Source organism: Haemophilus sputorum CCUG 13788 (assembly GCF_000238795.1).
Classification (GTDB): Bacteria; Pseudomonadota; Gammaproteobacteria; order Enterobacterales; family Pasteurellaceae; genus Haemophilus_A; species Haemophilus_A sputorum.
Window position 1 is genome coordinate 101,487 of record NZ_AFNK01000079.1, and the last position, 18,204, is coordinate 119,690.

The 18,204-nt window shown below is 39.3% G+C and carries 19 protein-coding genes; 15 read left to right on the forward strand and 4 right to left on the reverse strand.

Features of this window, described 5'->3' with window-relative positions:
* Window positions 1–148: 148 nt before the first annotated feature.
* Window positions 149–2,053, reverse strand: coding sequence for a DNA topoisomerase IV subunit B (gene parE / locus HSP_RS0110065; protein ID WP_010130040.1), 1,905 nt, complete (start codon window positions 2,051–2,053; stop codon window positions 149–151).
* Between the two features lie 293 nt (window positions 2,054–2,346).
* Here parE and pnuC point away from each other — a divergent pair, with 293 nt between their 5' ends.
* Window positions 2,347–3,042: a nicotinamide riboside transporter PnuC gene (gene pnuC, locus HSP_RS0110075; protein ID WP_010130041.1), complete on the forward strand. Its 696-nt coding sequence runs from the start codon at window positions 2,347–2,349 to the stop codon at window positions 3,040–3,042.
* An 86-nt stretch (window positions 3,043–3,128) separates the two neighbouring features.
* Here the strand turns inward: pnuC and purD are convergent, their stop codons facing one another.
* Entirely contained in the window at window positions 3,129–4,415 is a 1,287-nt protein-coding gene (gene purD, locus HSP_RS0110080) for a phosphoribosylamine--glycine ligase (protein ID WP_010130042.1), read from the reverse strand.
* A 256-nt stretch (window positions 4,416–4,671) separates the two neighbouring features.
* Here purD and rpsF point away from each other — a divergent pair, with 256 nt between their 5' ends.
* The 4 genes from rpsF to rplI are packed head-to-tail and all read left to right on the forward strand — an operon-like array spanning window position 4,672 to window position 6,059.
* Window positions 4,672–5,037 (forward strand): 30S ribosomal protein S6, encoded by a 366-nt coding sequence (rpsF, locus tag HSP_RS0110085; RefSeq protein ID WP_007524025.1) that lies wholly within the window; start codon window positions 4,672–4,674, stop codon window positions 5,035–5,037.
* Window position 5,038: 1 nt separating this feature from the next.
* Window positions 5,039–5,386, forward strand: a complete 348-nt coding sequence (priB, locus tag HSP_RS0110090; RefSeq protein WP_007525400.1) for a primosomal replication protein N — start codon at window positions 5,039–5,041, stop codon at window positions 5,384–5,386.
* Window positions 5,361–5,591 carry a 30S ribosomal protein S18 gene (gene rpsR, locus HSP_RS0110095; RefSeq protein ID WP_007524510.1) on the forward strand — a complete coding sequence of 77 codons (231 nt, stop codon included), beginning with the start codon at window positions 5,361–5,363 and terminating at the stop codon, window positions 5,589–5,591. Before priB ends, rpsR begins: the two co-directional genes overlap by 26 nt.
* A gap of 18 nt (window positions 5,592–5,609) precedes the next feature.
* The gene (rplI, locus tag HSP_RS0110100) at window positions 5,610–6,059 is read left to right on the forward strand and encodes a 50S ribosomal protein L9 (RefSeq protein ID WP_007525482.1); all 450 of its coding nucleotides are present in this window, start codon (window positions 5,610–5,612) and stop codon (window positions 6,057–6,059) included.
* Window positions 6,060–6,114: 55 nt separating this feature from the next.
* On the opposite strand, the gene rnt is transcribed toward rplI, so the two are convergent.
* Window positions 6,115–6,777, reverse strand: coding sequence for a ribonuclease T (gene rnt / locus HSP_RS0110105; RefSeq protein WP_010130043.1), 663 nt, complete (start codon window positions 6,775–6,777; stop codon window positions 6,115–6,117).
* Window positions 6,778–6,841: 64 nt separating this feature from the next.
* Entirely contained in the window at window positions 6,842–7,249 is a 408-nt protein-coding gene (gene gloA, locus HSP_RS0110110) for a lactoylglutathione lyase (protein WP_010130044.1), read from the reverse strand.
* Between the two features lie 80 nt (window positions 7,250–7,329).
* On the opposite strand from gloA, the gene HSP_RS0110115 reads away from it, so the two are divergent.
* The 10 genes from HSP_RS0110115 (at window position 7,330) to HSP_RS0110160 (ending at window position 18,196) form a co-directional block, all read left to right on the forward strand.
* Entirely contained in the window at window positions 7,330–8,154 is an 825-nt protein-coding gene (locus tag HSP_RS0110115) for a hypothetical protein (RefSeq protein WP_010130045.1), read from the forward strand.
* On the forward strand, window positions 8,154–10,856 hold the full coding sequence (locus tag HSP_RS0110120; protein WP_029495406.1) for an intermembrane phospholipid transport protein YdbH family protein: 2,703 nt from the start codon (window positions 8,154–8,156) through the stop codon (window positions 10,854–10,856). The genes HSP_RS0110115 and HSP_RS0110120 overlap by 1 nt, the downstream gene beginning before the upstream one ends.
* Window positions 10,853–11,065, forward strand: a complete 213-nt coding sequence (locus tag HSP_RS0110125) for a YnbE family lipoprotein (RefSeq protein WP_007524069.1) — start codon at window positions 10,853–10,855, stop codon at window positions 11,063–11,065. The genes HSP_RS0110120 and HSP_RS0110125 overlap by 4 nt, the downstream gene beginning before the upstream one ends.
* Window positions 11,066–11,411: 346 nt before the next feature.
* Window positions 11,412–12,302 carry a transcriptional regulator GcvA gene (locus HSP_RS0110130; RefSeq protein WP_007524362.1) on the forward strand — a complete coding sequence of 297 codons (891 nt, stop codon included), beginning with the start codon at window positions 11,412–11,414 and terminating at the stop codon, window positions 12,300–12,302.
* Window positions 12,302–12,976, forward strand: a complete 675-nt coding sequence (gene yjjG, locus HSP_RS0110135) for a pyrimidine 5'-nucleotidase (RefSeq protein WP_007525019.1) — start codon at window positions 12,302–12,304, stop codon at window positions 12,974–12,976. Before HSP_RS0110130 ends, yjjG begins: the two co-directional genes overlap by 1 nt.
* A 146-nt stretch (window positions 12,977–13,122) precedes the next feature.
* Window positions 13,123–14,394, forward strand: coding sequence for a histidine--tRNA ligase (gene hisS / locus HSP_RS0110140; RefSeq protein ID WP_010130048.1), 1,272 nt, complete (start codon window positions 13,123–13,125; stop codon window positions 14,392–14,394).
* A gap of 8 nt (window positions 14,395–14,402) precedes the next feature.
* Window positions 14,403–15,026 (forward strand): YfgM family protein, encoded by a 624-nt coding sequence (locus HSP_RS0110145; RefSeq protein WP_007524970.1) that lies wholly within the window; start codon window positions 14,403–14,405, stop codon window positions 15,024–15,026.
* A 255-nt stretch (window positions 15,027–15,281) separates the two neighbouring features.
* On the forward strand, window positions 15,282–16,874 hold the full coding sequence (locus HSP_RS0110150; RefSeq protein WP_007525170.1) for a carbon starvation CstA family protein: 1,593 nt from the start codon (window positions 15,282–15,284) through the stop codon (window positions 16,872–16,874).
* Window positions 16,875–16,944: 70 nt separating this feature from the next.
* Complete coding sequence (locus HSP_RS0110155; protein WP_007524447.1) at window positions 16,945–17,739, forward strand: TatD family hydrolase; 795 nt, start codon at window positions 16,945–16,947, stop codon at window positions 17,737–17,739.
* Between the two features lie 118 nt (window positions 17,740–17,857).
* On the forward strand, window positions 17,858–18,196 hold the full coding sequence (locus HSP_RS0110160) for a hypothetical protein (RefSeq protein ID WP_007524236.1): 339 nt from the start codon (window positions 17,858–17,860) through the stop codon (window positions 18,194–18,196).
* The last annotated feature ends 8 nt before the right edge of the window (window positions 18,197–18,204 follow it).

The window sequence follows — 18,204 nt, forward strand, 5'->3', positions numbered from 1 at the left end:
AAGCTCAATGGCAATATACTGCGTAAATCAGGGAATCTAAATAAGAATGTTATAAATTTGTGACAAGATTCACAAAATTTTTAAAAATTCGTGAGATTTATTCAAAACAAAATAAGAAAAGGCAAGATTATTCATCTTGCCTCTATGATTAGCCATTTACATCGGCTTCATTGCCACGTTCTTGTAACCATTTTTTACGATCTTCAGAACGTTTTTTCACTAACATCATATCCATAATTTCAAAGGTTGAAGGTGTTTGCTCATCGCCTTCATCTAACGTCAGTTGAACTAAGCGGCGCGTACTTGGATCCATGGTCGTTTCACGTAGTTGGCTTGGATTCATTTCGCCCAACCCTTTAAAGCGTTGTACATTTAGTTTGGCTTTTTTGCTTGCCAAACGGTGTAAAATAGCTTCTTTTTCCGCTTCATCTAAAGCATAGTGGACTTGGTCTTTACCCACATCAATGCGATAAAGAGGCGGCATTGCAACATAAACGTGCCCATCTTTTACTAATTGTGGGAAGTGGCGTAAAAAGAGTGCACATAGTAAGGTGGCAATATGTAAACCGTCAGAGTCGGCATCAGCAAGAATACAAATTTTACCGTAGCGAAGCTCTTCTAAATTATCACTATCTGGATCAATACCAATTGCAATCGCAATATCATGCACTTCTTGTGAAGCTAAGACTTGATCAGAAGAAACCTCCCAAGTATTTAGGATTTTCCCGCGTAGTGGCAAAATCGCTTGGAATTCTTTATCTCTCGCTTGTTTAGCAGAACCACCTGCAGAGTCTCCTTCCACTAAGAAAAGCTCAGTTCGAGTTAAATCTTGTGAAAGACAATCTGCTAATTTACCTGGTAATGCTGGGCCACTTACCAGTTTTTTACGTACCACTTTTTTCGCAGCACGTAAGCGACTTTGCGCTGAGCTAATCGCCATATCAGCTAAAGTTTTACCAATCTGAACATTTTGATTAAGCCATAAGCTAAAGGCATCTTTAATCACGCTATCAACATAGCTTGAAGCTTGGCGGGAAGATAAGCGCTCTTTGGTTTGACCAGCAAATTGTGGCTCTTGAATTTTTAAAGAAAGCACATAAGCACAGCGATTCCACACATCTTCTGCGGTTAATTTCACCCCTTTCGGGAGTAAATTATGAATATCACAGAACTCTACCATGGCTTTAAATAAACCATTTCGCAAGCCGTTTACATGGGTGCCACCTTGTGAAGTTGGAATTAAGTTGACATAACTTTCTGATAATAATTCTCCGCCTTCAGGTAACCAAGTTAACGTCCAACTTACCGCTTCAGTTTCGCCGACAACATCGCCAATAAAGGGTGGGTTAGGGAGTGATTCAGACTCTTTTAACGCTTCAGAAAGGTAGTCAGATAATCCATCTTCGTAGTACCAAGTTTCTTCATTATTGTTGATATGATCGATAAAACGAATCGTCAATTTTGGACATAATACCGCTTTAGCGCGTAATAAATGACGCAGACGGCTTACCGAGAAACGTGGGCTATCAAAGTATTTTGGATTTGGGTAAAAACGGACGGTAGTTCCAGTTTGTTTTTTCGGGCAGCTGCCAATAACAGTGAGTTCTTCCACTTTTACACCATTTTCAAAGGCGATTGCATAGATTTCTCCATGGCGTTTAATTTTGATTTCAACGCGTTGTGAAAGTGCATTTACGACAGAAATCCCTACGCCATGTAAGCCGCCAGAGAAAGTATAGTTTTTATTTGAGAATTTACCGCCAGCGTGCAGTTTGGTTAAGATCAGCTCCACCCCTGAAATTTTTTCAGTAGAGTGAATATCAACCGGCATGCCTCGCCCGTTATCAATCACTTCTAATGAATTATCGGCATGTAAAATCACATCAATATGAGAGGCATAGCCAGAGAGGGCTTCGTCCACGCTATTATCAATAACTTCTTGTCCGAGGTGGTTAGGACGGGTGGTATCGGTATACATACCAGGGCGCAGTTGAACGGGCTCAAGATCTTTTAAAACGGTGATTTCATCCGCATCATATCGTTTGTCAGACATGCAAAATTCTCAATATTAGTCATGGAAATAAGGACAGGATTCTAAAAAATTTTAGTATAAATGGCAAGCAATCAGGCGCTTAGTGAGTACAAGCGGGTGGATTCTGCAAAAAATTTGCAAAATTCAACCGCTTGTTTTTTTAATGCTGAATTAGGATTAAATTCATATTGTAAAGCAAATGCGTTTTTTTAGGTTTTTCAGGCGGATTATCATTAAATATGTAGTTTATGCTTTACATTTTTGGCGGATAAAGCGTAGAATAGCCAAGAATTAACTACATTCTGGAGGAATGAATGAATAAACAAGCACTTTCAGATTTTATCCGTCAAGAGCTGTCTGGTTGGAAACCGTTCGAAGTTTTACTATTGGTTTTTTGTGTTGGTGCGCAACTTTGGTTGCTGATACAAACTTCAGCGCCCTTGTTAGATGCGATTTCTGGTATTACCGGCACTATTTGTGTGGTATTAGTCAGTAAAGGGAAGATTAGTAACTATTTCTTCGGTTTGATCTTTGCTTATACTTATTTCTATGTGGCTTGGCACCAAAATTATATTGGGGAAATGAATAGCGTACTTTATATTTATTTACCGGCACAATTTATTGGCTATTTCTTATGGAAAGCCAATATGCAAAAAGATAATGCGGGCAGTGAAGAAGTCGTTGCTAAAGCACTGGATTTTAAAGGTTGGGCAATATTGCTAGTGAGCCTTACAGTATTTACCTTATTATTTATTGAAGCATTAAAAGCAGCAGGCGGAAGCTCAACTTCATTAGATGGAGTCACAACGATTACCACTTGTGCTGCACAATTGTTGATGATTTTGCGTTATCGTGAGCAGTGGTTGTTATGGATTGTGCTGAATGTGTTATCAATACTGTTATGGTGGGAAGAGAATCCTGCGATGAGAGTGATGTACATTGCCTATTTAGTGAATTCTATTTACGGTTTCTATAACTGGACTAAGCTTCAAAAACAATTAAAAGCATAAAAATTAAAATAAACAAGCGGTCATTTTTCTCATTGGTTTTGCAAATAGCAAAAAATGAAGAAAAATGACCGCTTGCGTTTAGGAAACTAGGCTTTTTCGCGAGCAATCGCGCGATAACCAATATCACGGCGATAGAAACGCCCAGTCCATTGAATTTGTTCTGCAAGGGCAAGTGCAGATTGTTGTGCTTCAAAAACGGAATTACCTAATGCGGTTGCACATAACACGCGCCCTCCATTGGTTAATAATTTCCCTGCTTTTTCTTCTACACCTGCTAAGAACACTTTTTGATTTGCGCTTGGTGTTTGTGGAATACCTGAAATTTCATCATGCTTACGATAATCACCAGGATAGCCTTCTGCTGCGAGTACAATGCCTAATGCAGCTTGTTCTACCCAAGTTGATTTAACGCTATCAAGTTTTTCATCGCATGCAGCTAAGCAAAGTTCAACTAAGTCAGATGCTAATCGCATCATAATCGGTTGGGTTTCCGGATCGCCGAATCGGCAGTTGAATTCAATCACTTTGGGTTGTCCGTTTGGCATAATCATTAAGCCTGCATAAAGGAAACCGGTATAAGGATTACCTTCTGATGCCATGCCATTCACCGTTGGGTAGATAATTTCATCCATCACGCGTTGATGAATTTCAGCGGTGACTACAGGTGCAGGGGAGTAAGCGCCCATGCCACCAGTATTTAACCCTTTATCACCTTCGCCTACACGCTTGTGGTCTTGACTGGTTGCCATCGGTTCAACGTGTTTTCCATCGACCATCACGATAAAGCTGGCTTCTTCACCATCTAAAAATTCCTCAATGACAACACGGCTACCCGCATCGCCAAAGGCATTTCCTGACAGCATATCTTTAACCGCTTCTTCAGCTTCTGCTAGAGTCATCGCAACGATAACCCCTTTACCTGCCGCTAAACCATCCGCCTTAATCACAATTGGCGCACCTTTTTCTTTTAAGTAGGCTAAAGCTGGCTCAACTTCAGTAAAGTTTTGATATTCAGCGGTTGGAATTTGGTGGCGAGCAAGGAAATCTTTAGTAAACGCTTTTGAACCTTCTAATTGGGCGGCAGCTTGAGTTGGGCCAAAAATTTTTAATCCATTGGCACGGAAAGCATCAACCACACCTATAACTAATGGCGCTTCAGGCCCAACAATGGTTAAGTCGATTTGGTTGGCTTTTGCAAATTCAACTAATGCGGGTACGTCAGTGGCGGAAATAGCGACATTTTCAACCCCGTTTTCTTGTGCCGTTCCTGCATTTCCTGGCGCAACGAAAACTTTGTCTACAAGAGGAGATTGGCGGACTTTCCACGCTAAAGCATGCTCTCGACCACCATTGCCAATAATTAAAATATTCATTTGAATTTCCTTGAAATAAGCTTAAGCAAACGATTGCGTAAGTCTACTATATTTCTATAAAAACACCTAGCAAAGATTCATTTGTAAATCTTTTTCCAAATTTGACCGCTTGTCTGCAATTATGGTTAAAAAATAACTTGCGAAATGTCGGATAGTCTGTATAATTTGCGCGTTCAGTCACATTTGTTTTTAATCCTTGCTTCCACAAGCTGGTGACTGGCTAACGTTGGAGGCTGCTAACCCGTAAGGATAGTCAATGCGTCACTACGAAATCGTTTTTATGGTTCATCCGGACCAAAGCGAACAAGTACCAGCAATGATTGAGCGTTACACAGCATCTGTTAAAGAAGCTGGCGGTCAAGTTCATCGCTTAGAAGATTGGGGTCGTCGTCAATTAGCATACCCAATCAACAAACTTCACAAAGCACACTATGTGTTATTGAATGTAGAAGCACCACAAAGTGTAATCGATGAGTTAGAAACTAACTTCCGTTACAACGATGCCGTTCTTCGTAGCTTAGTTGTTCATACTAAAACTGCAGTAACTGAAGCTTCACCTATGGTGAAAGCTAAAGAAAGCAAAGCTGCTGAAGCAGTTGTAGTAGAAGAAGCAGGCGAGTAATTTGCCGATTGAAAATCGTTTAATTCTGAGCGGTACAGTTTGCTCAGTAGTTAAACAAAGCCAAAGCCCGCTAGGTATTCCAAGTTATAAATTTTGGATTGAACATCGTTCAACACAAATTGAAGTAAATTTAGAACGTCAGGCGTGGTGTAAAATCCAAGTGATTTTAAATGGCAATCAATTTAGTTTAATAACCCAACAAATAAAGCTCGGCAGTAAAGTGAGCGTTAGTGGATTTCTCCACACTCACAAAGATTATCATGGTTTGAACCAGTTAGTTTTACACGCCGAACATATTGAATTTATAGATCAGGAGAAGCCAAATGGCACGTTATTTCCGTCGTCGTAAGTTCTGCCGTTTCACCGCGGAAAATGTTGTTGAAATCGATTACAAAGATATCGCTACATTAAAGAACTACATTTCTGAAAACGGCAAGATTGTTCCTAGCCGTATTACTGGTACTCGTGCGAAGTACCAACGCCAATTAGCACGCGCAATCAAACGCGCTCGTTACTTAGCGTTATTACCTTATTCTGATACACACAATCACTAATAAGAAGAGGTAAGAACAATGCAAGTTATTTTATTAGACAAAGTTGCTCACCTTGGTGGTGTAGGCTCACAAGTTGAAGTAAAAGCAGGTTTTGCACGTAACTACTTAATCCCACAAGGTAAAGCGGTTATGGCAACTGCAGCGAATATCGCTCACTTCGAAGCTCGTCGTGCAGAATTAGAAGCAAAAGCGGCTGAAGCATTAGCAAAAGCACAAGCTCGCGCGGCACAATTAAGTGCATTAGCTGCTGTAGCAGTTTCTGCAACTGCAGGTGATGATGGTCGTTTATTCGGTTCAATCTCTGCTAAAGACATTGCTGATGCATTAACTGCAGCAGGTGTTGAAGTAGTGAAAGCTGAAGTACGTTTAGGCGAAGGCCCATTACGTAGCACTGGCGAACACGAAGTTAAAATTCACTTACACCCAGAAGTGAATGCAGTAGTAACAATCAACGTTGTTACTGAATAATCGAAAAGATTATAAAAGAAAACCCAGCGAAAGCTGGGTTTTTGTTTTTTACAAATTATTTTGATTTTTCAACCGCTTGTAGTGGAAAACCGCCGAGATCTTTTAGACGATTAACCATTTGGCAGAATAATTCAGTTGTTTTTTCCGTATCATAAAGTGCGGAGTGCGCTTGTTTGCCATCAAAAGCAATATTTGCCATTTGGCAGGCTTTGACTAATACGGTTTGTCCGTACATAAACCCGGCAAGGGTTGCGGTATCAAACATTGCAAAAGGGTGGAACGGATCACGTTTAGCATTAATACGTTTAATGGCAGCGTGTAAAAAACCCTGATCAAATGCAGCATTATGTGCCACAATTACCGCACGTTGGCAACCTTGTGCTTTCATCGCTTTACGAACCATTTTAAACATTTCTGGAATCGCAATGTTCTCCGGAACCGCGCCACGTAATGGATTATCAATGTCGATGCCATTAAATTTAAGAGAATCTGGATTGATATTCGCTCCTTCAAATGGTTGAATATGAAAATGACATTGCTGATCTGGCACTAAATAACCTGCATCATCCATTTTCACGGTAATTGCAGCAAGTTCTAACAATGCATCAGTTTGGGCATTTAAACCGGCAGTTTCTACATCAATAATCACGGGCAAATAGCCACGAAAACGATTTTTTAGTAAATTATAATCGGTTGGTTGTTCGGTTTCTGTTGTCATAATAAAAACGCAAGCGGTCGAATTTTGCAAAAAATTGACAAAATCAGACCGCTTGTAAAAAGAGTTAGTTACCTAAAGCCGCTTGAGCTTCTTTATTTGCAATGAATTCAATTTTATAACCGTCTGGATCTTCAGCAAAAGCGATAACCGTTTTACCCCCTAATACTGGGCCTGGTTCACGCGTGATTTTGCCACCCGCCGCACGAATCGCTTCGATGGTTGTATAAATATCATCTACACCTAATGCGATATGGCCGTAAGCTGTGCCTAAGTCGTATTTATCTACGCCCCAGTTATAGGTTAATTCGATAACCGCATTTTCACTTTCATCACCATAGCCAACAAAAGCCAAAGTATATTTATATTCAGCATTTTCGCTAGTACGGAGCAATTTCATTCCTAAAACTTCAGTATAAAACTTAATAGAACGTTCTAGGTCGCCAACACGTAGCATCGTGTGTAAAATTCTCATTTCTCACCTCTTAAGTCGTTAAAAAAACTGTCGTATTATGGCATAATCTTAAGTCAAAATCATTTTAAATAAGGTTTATTATGTCGCACGAACATGAATCGGAAAAAAAACTAGAAATTGCAGTGCATGCGCTACTGCCAATGCTCGGTATGCTTTTTGTTCAAATGTGTCTTAATTATTATTTTGCGCCGCAAAATATGATTTTTATTTCCCCTTATTTGTTGAGCTTTCTAGTTGTCAGTATCGTGATGAGTGTTGTGCTTTGGAAAGGGCAAATTTGCCCCGGGCAGCGCGGCCGATTAACCTTTGTGTTGAAATTTTTAGCTGTATTTGCCTTAGGCAATTTGGCATATAGTTATGGTTTTACGCCTAAGCATATTCCATTGTTATTAGTTGCGGTTATGGCGGTATTATTACCCATTCTTTACTGGCAAGATGCAGATGAAGATAACCTTTATCAAACGATGATTTATTGTAGTTTTGGCGTTGCCGTCGTGGCAATTTTGCAATATTTAGCGGTATATTGGTGGGAAATTCCTTCATTGTTAAATGGCTTGCGGGCGAATAATTTTGCGCAACTGCAATTAGGGTTATTGCTTTCTGGTTGGTATTTAATGCTAGCAAATAGCCGCTTAGAAGGTTTCTTTAAACTGTTAATTCAACTGGCTATTTTAGCTTTAGTCATGAATTATATTTGGACGGTTTTCGTGCTTTACCAACAAGTACAGATTATGCCAGAAACTTCATTTTTACCATTTATTCTCTATTTTGTGGTGCAATTTGCAATTTTAGCAATATTAGCTTGGTTATTACTGGGTAAAAAAGAGAAACAGATTAAAAATCCAGTGGGTTGGTCTGCGGCTACCTTTTTGGCGATGCTTTACCCGCTAGTATCTATTGGATAATGATAAAGAAAACGTTATTGGTTCTATTAGGCTTGTCGCTATTGCTGATCATTAGTGCAAGCCTTCTATTTTTCAGCACCTATTTTTCTGGTGTTGCAAACCGTTTTTTGCCTGAAAATTGGCAAATTTCTACGCCATCTGGCGGTTTTTCTGCAAATCAAACAGGCATACATTTACCGCAGTTGATTGTTCAGTATCAGCAATGTCCGTTGGTTGCACTTGATAATTTGTCATTTAATCCGCAAGGTTATCAATTAAGTGCCGCAAAAGTGACGTTAGATTATCACTGCTTTAGCCTTTTTCCTGAATCAGAAAAAGGTGAATCTGATTTTTCCTTAAATAAATGGCTTTTATTAGCGCCAGCAACAAAATTAACGGTAGATGAATTAGCTTGGCAAAATTTGCCAGCGGATCTTTCTCCTCGTTTAAGTCAATTATTGGCAACCCCTGCAAAAATTCAAGTAGTTCATCAAGGACGTAAATTATCGCTTTCTCTGAAACAACAAGCGGTCGAATTTGAGGGAGATTTTACCAATGGTCGGTTAAGTGGTAATGTGAATTATCACCCAAGTGAGACAGAAAAGCACAACCTGTTATTTACGACACAACTCAATGAAAATATCCTTTCACTTCCGCAATATTTTGAAAGTGACTATCACTGGATTTTGCCAGAAAATATTATCTCTGAAAAAGGGCTACAAGAGGGGAGTCTTGGGCTCACTTGGCAGTCAGATAATGAGAATAATTTATTGGGTAACTTGACCTTTATTTCAGAAACGCAGCCTGAAAATAAATTGGCACTGCCATTTAAATTTGATTTTACCCAGTTAGAAATTTACCAAGGAAAGTTCCATTGGGGGTGGTTGCCCGATTTTCCGATTAACGGCTCAACAACAGCCACGTTGAAGCCGAAAAACATTATGCAAGGCGAAATTTTTCCGCTAGAAACGGCATTTAGAATGAACCTGTTTTCAGAAGATAAGCATACGCTCAGCCTTGCGACAACAAGTGGAGTCATTGAATCGCCCGATTATTTTATTCTGCCGCTCACTTTATCAGGCTATGTGAAATATCATGGTTTTCGTCTGTTTAGTCAGGCGACCATTGATGCGAATCAGTCTGGTCTTACTTTCTCGCCAAAATCTATGTTCCAAATTATTAGCGGTCAAGAGCGTTTACTAACTATTAAGGAATTAACTATCCCATTAGGCACGGTAGAGATTAACCGCTATGGTGTAAGTGGCCCACTTCAAGCACATTTGAAAGCTGAATCGCCAGATTTTAGCGACATTGATTTTCAACTCAAAGGGCAAGCCCGCCATTTTAAAATGGGGCTTTCAGAGGTTTTCGATGATTTCGATGGCAAGGGAAACAAGAATTTTTGGGGCTGGACATTAGATGGCGGTGCGATGCTCAAAAGCCTAAATAGCAAGGTCAAATTAGCAGGAAAAGGGAATTGGCATAACAATGTTATTCAATTTTTGCAGCTAGATGGCGAGATGAATGGCACAAACATTGGGAATGCTGAGCTAGCGCCAAGTCAGCTAAAACTAACCGAGCCAGTGAAATTTTTCTATGAAGATTGGACGCTTACCGGTGGCGCAGAACTCAGCTCGCCCGCATTATCTTTTAACTATGGTGGTAAACTGTCACAGCCACGTGCCAAAGTGACTTTTAACGGTGAGTTAGAGACGCTTCAATTTAAAGGCGAATTCCAAGCAGGAAAAGTGGGCCCATTGATGCTCAATGCGAAGCGCCAATTGAAAGCAAATGCCAGTGAATTTGTGGGCAACATTCAATGGGCATCGCAGCCGGCAAGTGTGTTCCAAAGTTTGATTCCGCCTAAAATGAACTGGGTGATTAAATCTGGTACGGTAAAAGGAAACACCCAATTCCAGACTCAAGCACAAAAAGGTTTAGTGGCGAGCGGAGAGCTTTCCATTACTGATGCAGGGCTTTCTTTGCCGAAAGGGGAAATAAATGGCATTGAGTTTACTTTTCCGTTCCAACTTTCAGGCGATCATTTAACTTTTGGTCAACGTAAACCAATAGCGGTGAAGATTGCAGAAATCAATGCAGGCGTGCCGATCCAAAATGTGCATGTAAACATTGATGGGCATTATCCTTATAGCCAAAAGAAACCGCTTAATTTGCGCAAGCTAGAGCTTGATTTATTAGATGGTAAATTAAAAGTGGAACATTTTTCTTTGCCTCAAGTCAAAGTGGCGCTTTTGCAGTTGGAAAATATTCGATTCGAGCGAATGATGGAAGTGGCTAACTATCAGCAAATTGATCTTCGTGGTAAAGCAAATGCAACTTTGCCATTTTGGTTATCGGGGGAACCTTGCTATGTTTGTGATGGGCGATTGGAGCAAACAGAAACTTCATATTTGAAAATTTCGGATGCCTTGATGAAAGCCATTTCGCAAAGTAGTGGTTATTCAGAACGAATTTTGTTGTACCTACTCAACGATACCAAAGTGGCGGATATGGCTGCTAGCATCAATGTGCCAAAAAGTGGCGATATGAAACTGGCTGCGCAGCTTAAATTGCAGCTGAATCAGCAAGAAAAAGCGAAGGTCAATTTTAATTATACACACCAAGAAAATATTTTTGGCTTATGGAACCTGATGAATGCGGCTTCTAATATTGAACAACAAATAGAAAACCATATTTATCAAAAACTGGATAACAATAAATGAAACTCAACTTTTTATTTGCAATTTGTTTGCTAAATTTAACCGCTTGTACGCCAAAAATTCAGCTGGAAACGCCAGCAGAAGGGATTACGATTAACATGAATGTTGTGGTGGATCATAAAATTGATGTGAAAATGGATAAAGCATCACAGGCGATAATTTCGACTTCAGAAAATGAAGAAAAAGGTGAAGCTTCAAATCCAGCCCGTTAGTTTGTAGATAAGTTTTTTTCCTGTTAGAATGATAGATAAATTTTTTTAGGGCAAAAAAAGCCCCTCAAATGAGGGGCATAAACCAAAAGGGTTTGAAATATACAGGAAGTGAAACGAGTAACTTTCGTTACTCTAGTCTAGTTACCTAGACCAATATGCAAACACAACATCATACTTAAAATTTCAGGAAAATTTGACGAAAATCAAAAAATCACTATCCTTATTAAGTACGGGGCGCATTATAGAGATGTCGTACCACTACTACAAATGAATTATTTTTATTTTCAAGATAAAATAAAGTAATGAATTTCGCGCGATATTCGCGATTATTTAAAAGAAGAAGATTATGAATAAAAAACTGCCGCCGTTAAATGCGTTAAAAGCTTTTGAATCTGCTGCTCGCCATTTGAATTTTACCAAAGCTGCAGAAGAGCTTTTTGTGACTCAAGCTGCTGTCAGCCATCAAATTAAATTATTGGAAGATTTTTTGGGGGCGAAATTATTTTACCGCCGTAATCGTCAGCTAGAACTTACTGAAACAGGTTCGCAATATTTCCAAGAAATTCAACCGCTTTTATTACAAATTGCGTCTGCCACGGAAAAAGTACGCTTAAAAAATAGTCGGCAGGTGCTTTCTATTAGCACAACCCCATCTTTTGGGATGCATTGGCTGGTGCCACGCTTAAATGATTTCCACAAGCGTTATCCAGAAATTGAAGTACGTTTAACCACCATGCCACAAGATGAAGGGCTATTTGGAAAAGATACCGATGTGGCGATTTATTATGGCAATGGTAATTGGCAGAACCTTGAGGCAATTGAATTGGTCAGAGCGCGTATTCTCGTACTTGCTTCTCCAGAGTATTTAAAAGATAACCCGATCAATAAACCGGAAGATCTGGCGGGCAAAAACCTGATCCATGTTTGTTCCCATACGAAATGGAAGCAGATGATTGATCATTTACAGCTTGATGGTGTAGAAATTGAATCAGGCCCAATGTTTGGCACAACTTCAATGGGAATTCAAGCGGCGAAACACTGTCAAGGTGTGGTGGTAGCAAACCGAATGCTTGCTCAAGCGGAAATTGATGAAGGCACAATGGTAGAGCCATTTACAACCGATGTTTATGATGAAAAAGCCTTTTATGTTGTTTATCCGCCACAAATGGCAAAAAGCGAAAAAGTAGAACATTTTGTGGCGTGGATCACAGAGGAAATTAAAGGAAGTTATAAATAATGCGATATGATTGGATCTTATTTGACGCAGACGAAACGCTGTATTCATTCAACTCTTTTCATGGTTTGAAAGCCATGTTAGCCCCTTATGGGATCGATTTTAATCAAGAGGATTATGTGGCGTTTCAAGCTATCAATCAGCCACTTTGGGTCGCTTATCAAAATAACGAAATTACTGCTGAAGATATTCAAAAACGCCGTTTTGCAAAGCTATCTGAACAAATTGGTGTTGAGCCTTTAATGCTAAATCAAATGCTCATGTCAGAAATGGCGCTAGTTAGCAAACCATTAGAAGGCGTTGAAGCTATGCTAGAAGCGTTATACGGCAAAGTCAAAATGGGCATTATCACCAACGGCTTTACAGGGCTACAGCAACGCCGATTAGAAAATACAAAAACCGAAAAGTATTTTGATATTGTTGTAGTATCTGAGCAAATTGGGGTGGCTAAACCTGATCGTCAGGTGTTTGAGTACGCGTTTTCCCTAATGGATTGTGAAGATAAAACCCGCATTTTAATGGTGGGAGATACGTTGGCTTCGGATGTGCTCGGTGGCAATAATGCTGGCATTGATACCTGTTGGTTTAATCATGCGAATAAACCGAACGACACGACCATTCGTCCAACCTACGAAATTCATCAAATTGGCGAGTTACTGCCGATTATTTTTGGCTAACCTTTCTCAAGCGGGAGTTTTTTGCAAAAAATTTGTAAAATTTGACCGCTTGTTCTCCTATCTCCATTCCAACCGATAAAGCATTTTGAGAATTACATTAACTCATTTAGAATAGGCGGATTATTATTGATGAATAGGCAAAAACAATGGCAAAAGTAATTCAAGCAATTCGTGGTATGAACGATTGCGCACCAACTGAATCTCCCTTATGGCAATGGGTGGAAGGACAAGTTAAACAAGTATTAGCTAGCTACGGTTATTCTGAAGTTCGTATGCCAATCGTGGAAAGCACCCCGCTTTTTGCACGTGCAATTGGAGAAGTAACCGATGTTGTTTCTAAAGAGATGTACACTTTCTGGGATAACGATGAACAATTAACCTTACGTCCTGAAGGTACCGCAGGCTGCGTACGTGCAGCAATTGAGCATGGCTGGATCTATAATAACGAACAGCGCCTTTGGTATATGGGGCCCATGTTCCGTCATGAACGCCCTCAAAAAGGACGTTATCGCCAATTCCATCAAGCAGGCGTGGAAGTGTTTGGTATTGCTAATCCAGAAATTGATGCAGAATTGATTATTTTAACGGCACGCTTATGGAAAGCATTAGGCATTGACCAACATGTTTCTTTACAGCTTAACTCTATTGGTTCATTAGAAGCGCGTGCAAACTATCGTTCTGCGTTAGTGGCATTTTTAGAAAATCATCAAGATTTAATGGGCGATGAAGAAAAAGAACGTTTAGTGAAAAATCCACTACGTATCTTGGATACGAAAAATCAAGCCTTACAAGAAGTGCTTAATGATGCGCCGAAATTACTCGATTATCTTGATGAAGAAAGCCGTACGCATTTTGCAACGCTTTGTCAGTTATTAGATGATATGGGCATTGCCTATGAAGTGAATCCGAAATTAGTCCGTGGTTTAGATTATTACAATAAAACCGTGTTTGAATGGGTGACTTCAGCCTTAGGTGCACAAGGTACCGTTTGTGGTGGCGGTCGTTATGATGGCTTAGTTGAACAGTTAGGCGGTCATGCTGCACCAGGCGTAGGCTTTGCTATGGGCTTAGAGCGTTTAGTTTTATTAGTGCAAGAAGTCAATGCTGCCCTGCCAGTTGCCAATACAGTTGATGTTTATTTGGTTTATTCTGGAGAAGGAGCAACGCTTAATGCATTCCAATTAGCGGAAACTATCCGCAGTGCATTACCACAAGTTCGTGTAATGACACATTGTTCAGGCGGTAAATTCCAAAAACAATTTAAACGTGCAGACAAAGTAGATGCAAAACTGGCGTTAGTCATTGGCGAATCGGAAGTAGCAGAAAAAACAGTAGTAGTCAAAGATTTACGTTCAAGTGCAGAGCAAGTGACTATTAGCCAAGCGGATATTATTGAAACATTAACAAAACATTTCTAAGGTGAATCATGGATACCGAACAATATTTTAATAAAACCGAAGAACAGCAGTTTGAAGAAGCAAAAAGCTGGTTTAAACAAAATGGTAGTGCAATTTTACTTGCAATGCTTGTGGGGGCGAGCGCAGTATTTGGTTGGAATTTTTGGAAAAACCATAACCAACAAATTTCGCAAGAAAGTTCAGCAGCATATGACAATGTAATTGAAAGCTATTTGCAAGATCCAATAAAAAATGAACCGCTTGTAGAGAAATTTATTAAAGAAAGTGGGCATAATAGCTATGCAACCTTCGCCCAATTTACAGAAGCACAGCAACTGGTTAATAAAGGTGATTTTGCAAAAGCTAAAACTGTTTTAGAGCAAGCAGTTAATACTGAAGATGCAACATTACAAACCGTTGCGCGTTTTCGTTTAGCACAAGTAGATTATCAACTTCAAAATTACGATGCAGCATTGGCAACATTAGGCCAAATTAAAGAAAAAGCATGGACATTGCGTAAAGCGGTGTTAACGGGTGATATTCTCGTGGCAAAAGGTGATAATGCTGGCGCGAAAAGTGCTTATCAGCAAGCTTTAGCAGATGCACCAGAGCAAGAAAAAGCATTGATTGAATTGCGCTTAAATAATCTATAATCTCATTTATAAATTACTGAAGCCCTATACATTAGTTTATGTATGGGGCTTTTTTTATATTTAATTGATTGTATTTTATTCAGTTTATTTTGTTTTTTAGAGAAAAAGTTTGATTTTGTTCACATTTTTCAAATTACTGAATTTTTAATTCATTATCCTAATTTACTTTATCAGTATTGCTCACTACAATATACGCAGCTTTTGGCTACTTACTTTTGGTTAAACTTAGAATATAAATTATTAAGGATTTGTACTATGTTGTGGTTCTTTTTATGTATTGCCATCTTGGTACTTGGCTATTTCGTTTATGGGAAGGTTGTTGAAAAAATTTTCGTCATCAACCCAAAACGTCAAACGCCAGCGTATCAAATGAATGATGGTGTCGACTATATGCCAATGTCGAAAACGAAAATTTGGCTTATTCAATTATTAAATATCGCCGGCACAGGCCCAATTTTTGGTCCTATCCTTGGTGCGTTATACGGACCAGTTGCGATGCTTTGGATCGTAATCGGTTGTATTTTTGCAGGTGCCGTGCATGATTATTTCTGTGGTATGTTAAGTATCCGTCATAATGGTGCAACAATGCCGTATTTAGCGGGTAAATTCTTAGGTCGTCCGGTTAAATTCTTTATCAATGCATTAGCAATCGTATTATTAGTTTTAGTAGGTGTGGTATTTGTATCAAGCCCAGCAAAATTAATGGGTACGATTACAATGGATGTATTAGGGGTAGCTCAAGGTCCATTAGAATTAGGTGATGTAGAAGCGGCTACTCAAACAGTAAAAGATGCAGGTCTTACTGTGTTTGGTATGAGCCAAGCAACGATTGTAACGATCTGGACATTCATTATTTTTGCTTACTACATTTTAGCAACACTTCTCCCGATTGATAAAATTATCGGTCGTATCTATCCAGTCTTTGGCGCATTATTGTTATTCATGTCTGTAGGTATGGTTTATGGCTTACTTTCAGCACATTTCAATCCAAATGACCCAATCGAATTCTTCCGTACTATCGATACTGCAGATTCACAAGGATTAACATTAGAGAAATTCATGCAAAACTTCCAAGTAAAAGATGGAATGCCTACATGGCCACTTTTATTTGTGACAATTTCTTGTGGTGCGTTATCAGGCTTCCATGCGACTCAAACTCCACTAATGGCTCGCTGTGCTGAAAATGAAAGTGAAGGTCGTTTCATTTTCTACGGCGCGATGATTACTGAAGGGGTGATTGCACTAATCTGGTGTATGGTTGGTCTTGCTTTCTATGAAAACCCACAAGCACTTCAATCTGTGCTTGATGTAGGTACGCCATCGAAAGTGGTATATGATAGTTCATTACACTTCTTAGGCTTTGTTGGTGGTATTTTTGCAGTACTTGGTGTGGTTGTATTACCAATCACTTCAGGCGATACCGCATTCCGTGCTGCACGTTTACAATTAGCGGAAATCTTACGTATTGATCAACGTTCATTAGTAAAACGTTTATATATTGCAGTGCCATTATTTGTTATTGGTTACTTAATTTCATTAGTTAAATTTGATGTATTATGGCGTTACTTTAACTGGGCAAACCAAATGACCGCAATGGTTATGTTATGGACTGCTGCGGCATACTTATACCGTTACAAAAAATTCCACTGGGTGGCTTCAATTCCTGCGTGGTTTATCACAACGGTTTGTGCAACTTACTTGTTCTATAACCCAATCGGTTTTGGTTTAGATTACCAACTTTCTGTATATCTTGGTTTTGCGACAACAGTATTGTGTATTGTGTTATTCTTCACCTTGCTTAAACCATTAGGCGAACGTGATGAATCCGCTTATGAAGTGGCAAACTAATCACAAAATCAATGAAAAGCGAGGCAAGTCCTCGCTTTTATTTTTTGTTTTCTATTTTTATTAAGAGCTTATGCCGTTTTTTGATACCCACACTCACCTTGATTATGTTGCAGAAGATCTTGCTTTATCGATTCCACAGCTTGTAGCAAATGCCGAGCAAGCAGGTGTCTCTCGACTACTGATAGTGGCTATTTTTGCAAAAAATTTTGAAAAAGTGACCGCTTGCGCCCATCAAATGCCAAACCATTTAGTTTATGGGTTAGGGCTACATCCACTTTATATTCAGCAGCATACGCAAGCAGATTTAGTATTGCTTGAACAGCGTTTAAATGAATCTGATCCGCAATGTACCGCGATTGCTGAAATTGGATTAGATAAAGCTGTTGCAGAGATTAGCACGCCAGAACTTTGGCAAAAACAATGTGAGTTTCTAGAAGCACAGCTCGCATTTGCCAAGCGGTTTAATTTGCCAGTCAATTTGCATTCTCGTAAAACACATGATGCTTTATCGGTTTTTCTAAAAAAAGCACAATTACCGCAAACAGGCGTGGTACATGGTTTTGCAGGCAGTTACGATCAAGCAAAACGCTTCGTAGATTTAGGTTATAAAATTGGTGTTGGGGGAACCATTACTTATCTCCGTGCCAATAAAACACGAGAAGCTATCCGTAAACTGCCATTAGAGAGTCTTTTGCTTGAAACGGATTCGCCGGATATGCCAGTTTTTGGCTTTCAAGGGCAGCCTAATCGACCAGAACGTCTTTTAGTAAGTTTTCAAGCATTGTGTGAATTGAGAGAAGAATCACCAGAGCATATTGCAGAAACAATCTGGCAAAGTAGTGAAAAACTATTTTGGAAAAAATAGCATAAAGCATTTTATCCTAATTTGATTTTCATCAAGCCAATTACCTGATTTTTAGTATGGGTTAGCTTCAGTTTCATATATATACTTTTTGCACATTGAATATTTTATCTATTTCATTATGCAAAATAATCCTTTTAAAGTCAGTTGGTCTGCAAAAGGTAATACCTTATGTTTAGGCCATTGGGAGATTAGTTATTTAGATTTACCAGTCGTTTTGCCTAGAGCGCGCCGAGATCAAGATATGGGCACGGAGAATATCTATAATTATTTAGATCCAGATGATGAGCTCTATCGAGAAGGGCTAAATGAAGATGATTGGATTGTTGAAAATATCGAATGGCTTTCAGATATGTTTATTGAGCACAATATTCCTTTAGAAGAAGAGATAATTCGAGCGTTCTACCAAGCTGTCAATAAAGAAGATTGGCGTTGCGGTAGCTGTGGTGGTTGTATTTAGTGAGAAAA

Coding starts and splice junctions, on each gene's coding strand:
- HSP_RS0110160 (WP_007524236.1), top strand. CDS start 17,858: ATGCAAAATAATCCTTTTAAAGTCAGTTGGTCTGCAAAAGGTAATACC.
- hisS (WP_010130048.1), top strand. CDS start 13,123: ATGGCAAAAGTAATTCAAGCAATTCGTGGTATGAACGATTGCGCACCA.
- HSP_RS0110130 (WP_007524362.1), top strand. CDS start 11,412: ATGAATAAAAAACTGCCGCCGTTAAATGCGTTAAAAGCTTTTGAATCT.
- rpsR (WP_007524510.1), top strand. CDS start 5,361: ATGGCACGTTATTTCCGTCGTCGTAAGTTCTGCCGTTTCACCGCGGAA.
- yjjG (WP_007525019.1), top strand. CDS start 12,302: ATGCGATATGATTGGATCTTATTTGACGCAGACGAAACGCTGTATTCA.
- pnuC (WP_010130041.1), top strand. CDS start 2,347: ATGAATAAACAAGCACTTTCAGATTTTATCCGTCAAGAGCTGTCTGGT.
- rnt (WP_010130043.1), bottom strand. CDS start 6,777: ATGACAACAGAAACCGAACAACCAACCGATTATAATTTACTAAAAAAT.
- HSP_RS0110150 (WP_007525170.1), top strand. CDS start 15,282: ATGTTGTGGTTCTTTTTATGTATTGCCATCTTGGTACTTGGCTATTTC.
- purD (WP_010130042.1), bottom strand. CDS start 4,415: ATGAATATTTTAATTATTGGCAATGGTGGTCGAGAGCATGCTTTAGCG.
- HSP_RS0110120 (WP_029495406.1), top strand. CDS start 8,154: ATGATAAAGAAAACGTTATTGGTTCTATTAGGCTTGTCGCTATTGCTG.
- HSP_RS0110125 (WP_007524069.1), top strand. CDS start 10,853: ATGAAACTCAACTTTTTATTTGCAATTTGTTTGCTAAATTTAACCGCT.
- HSP_RS0110155 (WP_007524447.1), top strand. CDS start 16,945: ATGCCGTTTTTTGATACCCACACTCACCTTGATTATGTTGCAGAAGAT.
- parE (WP_010130040.1), bottom strand. CDS start 2,053: ATGTCTGACAAACGATATGATGCGGATGAAATCACCGTTTTAAAAGAT.
- gloA (WP_010130044.1), bottom strand. CDS start 7,249: ATGAGAATTTTACACACGATGCTACGTGTTGGCGACCTAGAACGTTCT.
- rplI (WP_007525482.1), top strand. CDS start 5,610: ATGCAAGTTATTTTATTAGACAAAGTTGCTCACCTTGGTGGTGTAGGC.
- rpsF (WP_007524025.1), top strand. CDS start 4,672: ATGCGTCACTACGAAATCGTTTTTATGGTTCATCCGGACCAAAGCGAA.
- HSP_RS0110115 (WP_010130045.1), top strand. CDS start 7,330: ATGTCGCACGAACATGAATCGGAAAAAAAACTAGAAATTGCAGTGCAT.
- HSP_RS0110145 (WP_007524970.1), top strand. CDS start 14,403: ATGGATACCGAACAATATTTTAATAAAACCGAAGAACAGCAGTTTGAA.